Below are 10,454 nucleotides of genomic sequence, written 5' to 3' on the forward strand. Positions count from 1 at the left end.
ACAAGGTGCGCTACTTCATTGCCGGAGAAAAGACCTGGGCCATGAATAATACCCTGGGGCTGTGCAACTTTGTTGTGGCTCCTTTGTTTTCCATGACCTATGACAAACTGTGCCAGGCCGTAGAGGCCATCACCGGCTGGTCCACCAGCCTGCATGAACTGATGCTTGTGGCCGAGCGCTCCATAGTCCTGGCCCGGATGTTTAATATCCGCCAGGGGATGGACAGCAAGGACGATAAGCTCTTCCGGCGGATGTTCGAACCCTTGCCCGACGGCGTGCTCAAGGGTGAGGCCATTGCTCCGGATTCCTTTCAACAGGCCGTAGACCTGTACTACGCCATGATGGGCTGGGATGAAAACGGTGTGCCCGGCAAGGGAACGTTGTATAGATTGAGTTTGGATTGGCTGGTGTGGGAGGGAAATTAAGGAGGCAGGTGGCTGAGCGTATGAGCAAGGAGGCGCGAGGCAAAATGATGTCGCCCTCTCGGAGGGAATGATGGAAAAGGTAAACCAGGAAAAAATCGTCGGCATCATCGGCGGTATGGGGCCAGAAGCCACCGTAGACCTGATGTCCCGTGTGATCCGTTTGACCCCGGCTTTGGACGATGCTGATCATATCCGCTGTATTGTGGACAACAATCCCAAAGTGCCCTCACGGATCAAGGCGCTTATCGAAGGCATTGGGGAGAGCCCGGTAACTGAATTGCAGGACATGGCCGGACGTTTGGAAGCCTGGGGCGCTGACTTTCTGGCCATGCCCTGCAATACCTCGCATTACTACTTTCAGGATATCCAGGATGCCGTGTCCATCCCGATGCTCAACCTGATTGAGATCACAGTACAGGAAGTCCTGAAACAACAGCCTGGGATCGCCACGGTGGGCATTCTGGGTTCCACTGCATTGCTCCTCACCGGCCTGTACCACCAGGCTTTCTCAGCGTCCGGGGTAACCGTGATCTATCCGGAAACGGTCTGCCAGGACAGGCTCATGGCTGTCATCAAAGATATCAAAAAAGGCGCTGTGGACCAGGCTGCTCCTGTGTTTGAAGCGGCTGTATACAGCCTGAAGACTCAAGGTGCGCAGGCTGTAGTCGTCGCGTGTACGGAATTGAGTCTTATACCTTGTACCTGGCTTCCACCTATGCCCCTGCCCTTGCCGCAGTATGACTCTTCGGATATACTAGCTCGCTCCATTATTCGCATCTGCAAAGGGCGGAACTGAAAAAGCACTGGTCTTCCCATAACATTACAGCGACACTCTGTGTTAATTTTTGCCTCGGCCACCGGGGACAGGCACTTTTGCCGAACTCAAACAGTAAAACAGCCGGACTATCCGGCGGCAAAAGAGCCAGTCCCCTTCGAGTTCAAATTAAGTGTCGCTGTAGTGATAATATCATTACCGCAAAATTTTTGTATAACATCCAAGTAACCATTCAGAGGGCCTATACCGGCCGCAATCACCACCGTGCCCCCCTGAATGGTTACCTCAAGTCTATTTGTAAAGCTTTTTCAGGCTGTCCGGTGAGACGCCGAAGTGGTACAGAACTCGAATAAACCAGTTTCGCAGGGTACAGCGAAACACGCCTTCCTTATTCCAGCGTCTGGAAGAAGTCAGGACCTTCTGGGGCAGAATCCGGACCTTGTCTTTTCTTTTCCTGATACGTGTCATGAGTTCCAGGTCTTCCATCAGGGGGATCTCCATGAACCCCCCGATACAGAAAAAATAATCCCTGCTCATGAATATCGCCTGGTCTCCGTAAGGCACCCGGGTCCACCAGGTGCGCAAATTGGCCGCCATGGCCACCAGTTTCAAAGAAGTCCTGCCGGAGTCTATCCCCAGGGAAAAAGCCCCGGCGGATATGTTTGTTTCTTCGAGGGCCTTAATAATAAGTTCCGGGGCCTTGGCAGGCAAAATCGTATCCGCGTGTACAAAAACCAGTATACGGCCGGCGGCTGCCCCGGCCCCGGCGTTCATCTGGGCACCCCGGCCTGGTTTTGAGTGTACGGTCCGGATACCCGGCACCTGAATGGCCTTGATGCTTTCGGCATGAAAAGAGCCGTCGACTACAATTATCTCATGCCCGGGAGACAAAAATATTGCTTTCAGAAAGCCCAGATAACGGTTTATGGTTTCCTGCTCTCTGAAAACCGGGATTATTACTGATATTGCTCCGTCTTTTTGCAAAGGCTTCCGACACTGCCGTGACACTTATAAGCCGGTGTCGATGGTCTGCGCATCTGTAACCATCCAGGAATGCACAAACCAGCCTGGGGACAGTCCCCGGGCCGGTTCCGGCACCCCCTGAATGCTTATCAAAGTACATAGCGGGGTACAGTCCCCAGTCACGCCAAGGGCGTGAATTCCGATAATCATCACCCAGTGCCCCCTGAATGTTTACGGGATAGGTATCCTGGAAACCCAGGTACGTATAAGGAGTCGTCCCTGGGAACAACCAGCTCCGGCTCGACACACACTGAAAACAATCATATCTTTCTTCTTTTTTTGAGCCAGGCCAGAAGCCTGGGTTCCTGTCCCTGGTCCTTGGGCTCGTAAAACCTGCGGTCTGCAAGTTCCTGAGGGAGATAATCCTGATCTATCCATGCTCCGGGATATTTGTGAGGATATTTGTAGCCCTGCCCGTATCCCCATTCCTTCTGCAGGCTTGTGGAAGCATTTCTCAGGTGCAGGGGCACTGGCCTGGGCCCATTATAGCGGATTTCTTTCTGTGCGGACAGGTAGGCGGCGTAAGTGGAATTGGATTTGGGAGCCAGGGCCAGGTAAACTACGGCTTCAGCCAGGGGGATAAAGCCTTCGGGCATGCCGACAAACTCTACTGCATGCTGGCAGGAGACCGCCAGGGGCAGGGCCATGGGGTCACCGAGGCCCACATCTTCAGAGGCTGAAAGTATCAGCCTGCGGCAAACAAACCTGGGGTCCTCACCGGCTTCAAGCAGGCAGGCCAGGTAGTACAGGGCCGCATCGGGGTCGCTGCCCCGGATGGACTTGATCATGGCCGAGGCCAGTTCATAGTGCATGTCACCGTCGCGGTCCCCCTTTATGACAGCTTCCGGAAGAAAGCCTTTGAGCTTATCCGGCTCCAGGTCCTGGTCTTCCAGTTCCCGCACATATTCCAGCAGATTCAGAAAAGTCCTGGCGTCACCCCCGGAAAGAGAAGCCAGAAGATCCATGCTCTTATCAGGCACCAGCCTGTCCAGTTCTTTTGCTGCCCGCTCCCCTAAGAGCTTTAACTCCGACATGCTGAGGGACCTCAGGCGCAAAACATTCATCCTGGAAAGCAGTTGGCGGGTAACGCTGAAGGAAGGGTTTTCAGTGGTGGTGGCCAGCAGAATTATATCACCGGTTTCAAGAAGGGGCAGGAAAAAATCCTGTTGAGCCTTTGAAAACCGGTGCAATTCATCCAGGATCAGTATTTCAAGGCCATCCAGCTTTTTGCGCAACTCAGCCAGACCTGTCTCCGGAGCGCTTAGTCTAAGGTACGCCTTGCCCTGGTATTGAGCAACTATCAGGGCCAGGGTGGACTTGCCGCATCCCGGAGGGCCGAAAAACAGAGTGCTTTGCAGCCTCTGGCTTTGCCCCATAGCCCTGAGCCTGGTCCTTAGATGACTTTGCCCCACAAACTCCTCAAAACTCTGGGGCCGGATCTTTTCTGCCAGGGGTTTTTGCATCTGTTTTGTATTCAGGCTTTTTCAGCTTCCTTGATGGCCCGGGTCAGCTTGGCCTGGTCGTCCTTGAAGAGCTTGTAGTTCAGGGAGTCTTCCAGGGCCTGACGGCTGGCCTCAATTATATTGTAGGACACACCTACATTGACCCAGTGGGAATACTGATCCGCCGACTCAATCAGCACCCTGACCCGGGATGCCGTGCCGGAATAGGCTCCGGAGTTGTTTATGGCAAACACCCGGACCTTGAAATCCACCAGGTGCATCTCCGACAGCGAGGGATAAAACTTTTCCAGGGCTTTTCGAAGGGCGTTATCCAGGGCGTTGACCGGGCCTTTGCCTGTGGCGGCGGTATGTTCCTGCATGCCGCCTACCCTGACCATGACTGTGGCCTCGGAAAACGGCTGTTCATTCTTATCGCTTTTGGTCTCCAGCACCCGGTACGAATCCAGAGTAAAATACTTGCGGGCCCGTCCCAGGGTACGGTTCAAGAGCAGCTCAAAGGAGGCCTCGGCCGCAGCATACTCGTAGCCCTGGCTCTCCAGGTCCTTGAGCTTGGAGAGAAGATCCAGGACAAAAGGATCGTCTTTATCCAGCTGAAAACCGTACTGCTTGGCCTTGAAAAGAATGTTGCTCTGCCCGGCCAGGTCTGAAAGCAAAATACGCTGCTTGTTGCCTACCAGTTCCGGGACTATATGCTCATAGGTCCTGGCATTTTTTCGTACAGCACTTACATGCACCCCGCCCTTGTGAGCGAAAGCGGACTTGCCCACAAAAGGCTGGCGGTGAAAGGCCCCTATGTTGGCCACCTCTGCCACAAAATGCGAAGTACCGGTCAGTAGGCTCAGATTGTTTTCAGGCAGACAGGTATGCCCCATCTTCAGTTCCAGGCTGGGTATGATGGAGCACAGATTGGCATTGCCGCATCTTTCGCCGTATCCGTTTACAGTACCCTGTACCTGGACCACACCCAGATCCACCGCCAGCAGTGAATTGGCCACCGCAGTTTCAGAATCGTTATGGGCATGGATTCCCAGCCTGGCATCCGGCAGGCTGCTTTGCACTTCCTGGATTATCCGGCAAAGCTCCATTGGGGTGGTGCCCCCGTTGGTGTCGCACAGAACCAGGACGTCCGCTCCCCCTTCCATGGCCCTGCCCAGGCAGGCCAGGGCAAAGTCCTTGTTGGCCTTGAAGCCGTCAAAGAAGTGCTCCGCATCAAAAAAAAGCTCCTGAACACCTGGCCTCAGAAAGGCCACAGAGTTATAGATCAGCTCCAGGTTGCGCTCCTGGGTGGTACGCAGGGCATCTTTTACATGCACATCCCAGGTCTTTCCGAAAATCGTGATGGCTTTGGTCCCGGCCTTGACCAGGGCGTCCAGGTTGGGATCGTTTTCAGGGTTTTTTTTGGTGGAGTGGGTGCTTCCAAAGGCCACCACCCTGGAATAATTCAGGGCATAGTTCTTAATTTCCTGGAAAAAGCGTTGGTCAGTAGGATTGGAACCGGGCCAGCCCCCTTCAATATAATCTATCCCCAGTGTGTCCAGCTTGCGGGCAATGCGGACCTTGTCCTCGGTTGAAAGATGTACGTCCTCTGCCTGGGTACCGTCTCTAAGAGTGGTATCGTATATCTGTATCTTTGCCATGATATTACTCCGATCATTCATTCCTGCACTGGGCCTTATCCTCAGAAGAAACATCCTGCATTTCCCCCAGGCCGAAAGCCTCATGCAGTGTGCGCACTGCCAGTTCTGTGTACTTCTCCTCTATGAGGCATGAAATCTTTATCTCAGAAGTGCTGATTATCATAATATTTATGTTTTCTTTTTTCAGGGCGGAAAAGGCAATAGCAGCCACTCCGGAATGATTGCGCATGCCCACGCCGATAACAGAAACCTTGGCCACGTTGGTATCGCTCAATATTTCCCTGGCACCGATCTTATCCTTGATTTTCTTGAGAATATTCAGGGTATCTTCACTGCTGCCCTTTGGGACGGTAAAGGTCATGTCCGTGCGTCCGCTTTCCCGGCTGGGATTTTGAACTATCATGTCCACAACTATATTGGCCCTGGATATAGGCTCAAAAATTGCGGCCGCGCTTCCCGGGATATCCTCAACATCCACCAGGGTTATCCTGGCCTGGTCCTTGTCATAGGCTACTCCGGAGACCATTGCAGCTTCCATGCTTTTATCCTCCTGTACGACTAAAGTTCCCGGATCATTGGTAAACGTTGATCTCACATGCACCGGGACATTATATTTTTTGGCAAACTCCACGGAACGGATCTGCAGCACTTTGGCTCCCATACTGGCCATTTCCAGCATCTCGTCATAGGCGATCTTCTTAATCTTCCTGGCCTGGGAGCAGATCTTGGGGTCTGTGGTGTATACTCCGTCCACGTCAGTATAGATTTCACACATTTCGGCATCCAGGGCCGCAGCCAGGGCCACAGCTGAAGTGTCTGAACCTCCACGGCCCAGGGTGGTTATGCGCCTTTCACAGTCGCACCCCTGAAACCCGGCCACCGCCAGCACGTCATAGTTTTTCAGGATATCAAAGATATACTCATGCTCAATATCCAGGATCCTGGCCTTGCCGAAACTGCGATCCGTCTGGATGGGAATCTGAAATCCCAGAAATGACCTGGCCTTGACCCCGCAATCCTTGAGAAGCATGGAAAAAAGAGCAACAGAGGTCTGCTCCCCTGTGGATACAATAACGTCCATCTCTGAGGGATCCGGGCGCTTGGACCATTTATTGGCCAGGTTTATTAAACGATCGGTTTCCCCGGACATAGCCGACAAGACCACTACAACTTTGAAGCCCTTGTCCAGGGCCTTGAGCACCCGCTCTCTGACTTTGAGCATACACTCCACGTCAGCAACAGAGGTGCCGCCGTATTTCTGTACTATCACCCGCATATGCATCTGCTCCTGTATCTGTTCAGCGCTTTTTGGGAAAGCAGTGGGCGGTTATCATCCGGATTGAGGCTTCCCCGTAGAATGCAATCTGCGCTTTTCTTGAATCATTGTCCAGCTCAATGGATATTTCCACCCTGTCCTCAGGCAGGTGACAGGACTGAAGGTACTCGCTCCATTCCACAAGCACCAGACGGTCCTGACCCGTGAGCATCTCAACTACATCCTCATCCGGATCCGCTCCCTGCAGCCTGTAAAGGTCCACATGCACCGTTTCAGGACGTGTAGGATAAATATTCACCAGATTAAAACTGGGGCTGCTGACCTCAGCTTCTTCCCCGCCAGGCAGTGCGGAAACAATCCCCCGGATCATGGTGGTTTTGCCGGCTCCCAGTTCCCCCCGGAAAAACACCGCTGGAAAAAAATCCCGCCTGATAAAACAAAGGCCTGTTTCTCTGCCCAATTGCAGCGTAGAATTATGATCAGGCAAAAATATTGTTATTGAAGACAGCACGTTGGTACCGAAAGATTTAACACGGGCAATGCCCGCAACCCAATAAAGAAAAGAGCTTTTGTGACAGGGTTTCAGGAGTAAGTCTAATCCGAGCCTTGATCGCTGACCAGGGTCTTCAAGACATCGGCCTTGCCCACAACCCCCACGAGTTTACCGTTTTGAGCCACAGGCAGTGTATGGTACTTTTTGTCCACCATGATCTGGGCAAGTTCTTCCAGGGGGGTGTCGATTTCCACAGACAGAGGTTCCGGGGTCATCGCATCTTCCACCCTGATTGCGGCGATCTTTTTGATCTCCCTGTCTAGCTTCGCGGTGGAACTAAGAGGCACAATGCTGTCCAGAATGGTGAACATAGAGGGCAGAGGGATTTTTTTCTGCATGGCCACCAGATCGCTCTGGCAGATAATGCCCACGAGATTGTCTTCGTCATCCACTACGGGTATACCGTTGATTTTCTTCTCCAGTAAAAGATGGATAGCCTCGGCGATTTCAGTATCGGGTCGAACCCTGAGGGGATCCTTGGTCATCAAATCCTGTGCTGTGATCATGTCTAGTCCCTGGTTGTATGAGTCTTGGAACAAAAAAAGAAAACCTTGTCTTCACGCTTCCTGCCTTTGCAACCAGCCAGCACCTGCGGCAGTATATCGGCAATCTCCCTGGCCAGATTCCCCCTGTATGGATAAGTGTTCTCAAGCTCCTTTCCAGCTAGGCCATGCCAGTAGACACCCACACTGGCAGCATCCTGTGTGCTCAGATTCTGAGCCATGAGGCTGCCGATAATACCGGCCAGAACATCCCCGGACCCCCCCACGGCCAGATTGGGGGTTGCAAAAGGTGAAACGTAAAAATGCCGGTCAGATCCGGCAATAAGGGTAGCCGCCCCTTTTAGAACCAGGTTGATCTTGTACCTGAAAGAAAATTCCTGCACGTAGCGGGTCCTTTCCTGGTTGATTTGATCTGCAGTAACCCCGAAAAACCTGGCCATTTCTCCTGGATGCGGTGTCAGCAACACTTCCCTGAACTGGGAAATCTTCTCCAGATAAGACTGCTCAAGAGAAAGAAAATACAGGGCATCAGCATCAAAAAGGGTCCTGGGATGCAATATGTCCAGGTAAGCACTCAGAAATTCCATGGTTGAGCTGTCCCGCCCTATCCCAGGCCCCGCAACAACCGCATCAAAGCGGGACAGGTGCTCCTGCAGGGCAACAATCATATCACGATGCCAATGCATGCCTTCACCCAGGGGAAGAGTCATAATCTCTGGCCAGCCCCCTTTGATCCGGCCTGCCAGTTCGGCCGGGCAGGCCAGAGTGACCAGGCCGGCACCAGAGCGCAAGGCACCCAGACAGGTAAGCACGGCTGCTCCTGAAAGGGCCTGGGACCCCCCCAGGACAAGGACATGTCCTCCCTCGCCCTTGTGCATGGTTCTTCTGGGAACCGTCAGCCTGTCCAGGATATTTACATCCAGGAGATAATTCTTCGGCGGGCTGTCACTCTTAATTTTCCGGGGAATGCCGATCTTTTTGATGCTCAGGCACCCCACATGATCCCTGGCTTCCGGCTGCAAAAGCCCCAGTTTGGCTTCTTCAAAGGCCACGGTGTCATCCGCCCTGACCGCCACCGGACTGGGTTCGCCGGTAACACCGTCAATGCCCGAAGGAATGTCTAAAGAGATTACATAAGACCTGGCCCCCACATTATTGATGGCTTTGATCCACTGCACATAGTCCTGGCGGAGCTCCCCGGTGAAACCTGTCCCCAGAAGACCGTCCACAATGATATCCACGTCTTTGATGAAGTCCAGATTGTACTCGGAAAGGTGGAAATTGGGAATATCCAGTTTCAGCATTAATGAAAGATGATAGCCTGCAGCACCATCATACTCTTTGAGAAGTTTGGAATGCAGAGTCATCACCTTTACATCGCTGTTCCAGAGATGTCTGGCCAGGGCGAAAGCATCTCCGCCATTGTTGCCTGAACCTGCAAACACCAGGGCTGAACAACCGGACAGATTCTTTAACCTGCATTTAATAAGACCAAAGGCTTCACGACTGGCGTTTTCCATGAGGATTTCCGGCTTCAGGCCGTATTCGACTATGCTTTTATTGTCCCAGGCAGCCATTTCTTCCGGTGTGGGCAGAGGTAAATACATAAGGTCTGTCTCCTTATCATTACAGCGAAACATTTCAGAATCCACCGGCTGGTTAAACCGGTGTCAGGCATAGTGACTTATCCCTACAACGACACTTAGAAAATGGGTTACTTGTTAAATGAGGGACAGGCAGCTCCGGCACCCACTTGAATGTGATTTTGTGCCATTGAGGCCTGATTTGCAGCTTCAAGTGGGTCCCGGAAGAGCCAGTCCCCTTGAGGCACAAATCAGTGTCGTTCTAGTGGTAGTAGTGATTATAATCCAATCAAGGCGAAAAACTGCGAATTATCTCATTCATTTGTGCCACGGCCTCTTTTATGCCAACCATGACGGCTCTGGAAATAATACTGTGGCCTATGGAAAATTCGCAAATACTCTTGACTCCGGAAAAAGCCAGAATATTCTGATAGTTGAGACCGTGACCCAGGTTCACCCTGAGTCCAAGGGATCCTGCTTGTTTGATGCCGGAAATGATCTTCTCCAGTTCCGCCTGTCTGGCCGGATGATCCCGGGCGTCAGCGTAATGTCCTGTATGTATCTCAATATAATCAGCCCCTGCCGAGGCTGCTGCCTGTATCTGCTCCGGCTCGGCATCTATGAACAGACTGGTATATATGTTTCTTGCCTTAAAGGGCGCCAGATAGCTTCTTAAAAAGTCTTCACGTCCCATGCATTGCAGTCCGCCCTCAGTAGTCAGTTCCTCCCGCTTTTCCGGTACCAGGCATATCATATGCGGCTGGACTTCAAGTGCAATCCTATGCATTTCATCTGTAGCGGCCATCTCCAGGTGCAGATTAGCCGTCAGGGTGGCTTTGAGAAGACTCAAGTCCCTGTCCTGAATATGCCTGCGATCCTCCCGCAGATGCACGATTATACCCTGGGCCCCGCCCATTTCAGCCAGGTGTGCGGCGGTGATGGGTTCGGGTTCACTGCCCATCCTGGCCTGTCTCAGGGTGGCTACATGATCAACGTTTACAACCAGTACCGGCATTTCTATCTCCTGTCGCAGAACTCTCGTTGTAACCATTCAGGGGGGCGCCGGATACCGGCTGTCACCATGTAATCCCCCCCTGTATCTGTTTAGCGCTTTTAAGGAAAGCAGGGGACAGGCACTCCGGGACCCACTTGAGCATCATTTTGTGCTCAAAATGACTCGATTTCTGGGACAAGTGGGTCCCGGAAGAGCCAGTCC

General features: G+C 52.6%; 10 protein-coding genes. 2 read left to right on the plus strand and 8 right to left on the minus strand.

From position 1 onward, the window contains the following. Together QZP87_RS04790 and QZP87_RS04795 are read left to right on the plus strand one after the other, a co-directional pair. A partial coding sequence (locus QZP87_RS04790) for an aldehyde ferredoxin oxidoreductase C-terminal domain-containing protein (protein ID WP_291321780.1) occupies positions 1-425 on the plus strand: 425 nt, incomplete at its 5' end. Positions 426-492: 67 nt separating this feature from the next. Continuing rightward, the gene (locus tag QZP87_RS04795) at positions 493-1,221 is read left to right on the plus strand and encodes an amino acid racemase (protein WP_291321781.1); all 729 of its coding nucleotides are present in this window, start codon (positions 493-495) and stop codon (positions 1,219-1,221) included. Between the two features lie 270 nt (positions 1,222-1,491). Here QZP87_RS04795 and QZP87_RS04800 read toward each other — a convergent pair whose 3' ends face one another. The 8 genes from QZP87_RS04800 to QZP87_RS04835 all read right to left on the minus strand — a co-directional run bounded on the left by QZP87_RS04800 (position 1,492) and on the right by QZP87_RS04835 (position 10,253). After that, positions 1,492-2,184 carry a TIGR04283 family arsenosugar biosynthesis glycosyltransferase gene (locus tag QZP87_RS04800; RefSeq protein WP_291321782.1) on the minus strand — a complete coding sequence of 231 codons (693 nt, stop codon included), beginning with the start codon at positions 2,182-2,184 and terminating at the stop codon, positions 1,492-1,494. A 299-nt stretch (positions 2,185-2,483) separates the two neighbouring features. After that, the gene (locus QZP87_RS04805; RefSeq protein ID WP_291321783.1) at positions 2,484-3,686 is read right to left on the minus strand and encodes a replication-associated recombination protein A; all 1,203 of its coding nucleotides are present in this window, start codon (positions 3,684-3,686) and stop codon (positions 2,484-2,486) included. An 11-nt stretch (positions 3,687-3,697) separates the two neighbouring features. Continuing rightward, positions 3,698-5,323 carry a citramalate synthase gene (gene cimA, locus QZP87_RS04810; RefSeq protein ID WP_291321784.1) on the minus strand — a complete coding sequence of 542 codons (1,626 nt, stop codon included), beginning with the start codon at positions 5,321-5,323 and terminating at the stop codon, positions 3,698-3,700. 13 nt (positions 5,324-5,336) lie between these two features. Then, entirely contained in the window at positions 5,337-6,599 is a 1,263-nt protein-coding gene (locus tag QZP87_RS04815; RefSeq protein WP_291321785.1) for an aspartate kinase, read from the minus strand. A gap of 22 nt (positions 6,600-6,621) precedes the next feature. Beyond that, on the minus strand, positions 6,622-7,086 hold the full coding sequence (tsaE, locus tag QZP87_RS04820; protein WP_291321786.1) for a tRNA (adenosine(37)-N6)-threonylcarbamoyltransferase complex ATPase subunit type 1 TsaE: 465 nt from the start codon (positions 7,084-7,086) through the stop codon (positions 6,622-6,624). A gap of 107 nt (positions 7,087-7,193) precedes the next feature. After that, on the minus strand, positions 7,194-7,658 hold the full coding sequence (locus QZP87_RS04825; protein WP_291321787.1) for a CBS domain-containing protein: 465 nt from the start codon (positions 7,656-7,658) through the stop codon (positions 7,194-7,196). Between the two features lie 2 nt (positions 7,659-7,660). Continuing rightward, complete coding sequence (locus QZP87_RS04830) at positions 7,661-9,262, minus strand: NAD(P)H-hydrate dehydratase (protein ID WP_291321788.1); 1,602 nt, start codon at positions 9,260-9,262, stop codon at positions 7,661-7,663. 265 nt (positions 9,263-9,527) lie between these two features. Then, positions 9,528-10,253 carry a pyridoxine 5'-phosphate synthase gene (locus QZP87_RS04835; protein ID WP_291321789.1) on the minus strand — a complete coding sequence of 242 codons (726 nt, stop codon included), beginning with the start codon at positions 10,251-10,253 and terminating at the stop codon, positions 9,528-9,530. Positions 10,254-10,454: the final 201 nt, after the last annotated feature.

This window comes from Desulfonatronospira sp. (assembly GCA_003563255.1).
GTDB lineage: Bacteria > Desulfobacterota > Desulfovibrionia > Desulfovibrionales > Desulfonatronovibrionaceae > Desulfonatronospira.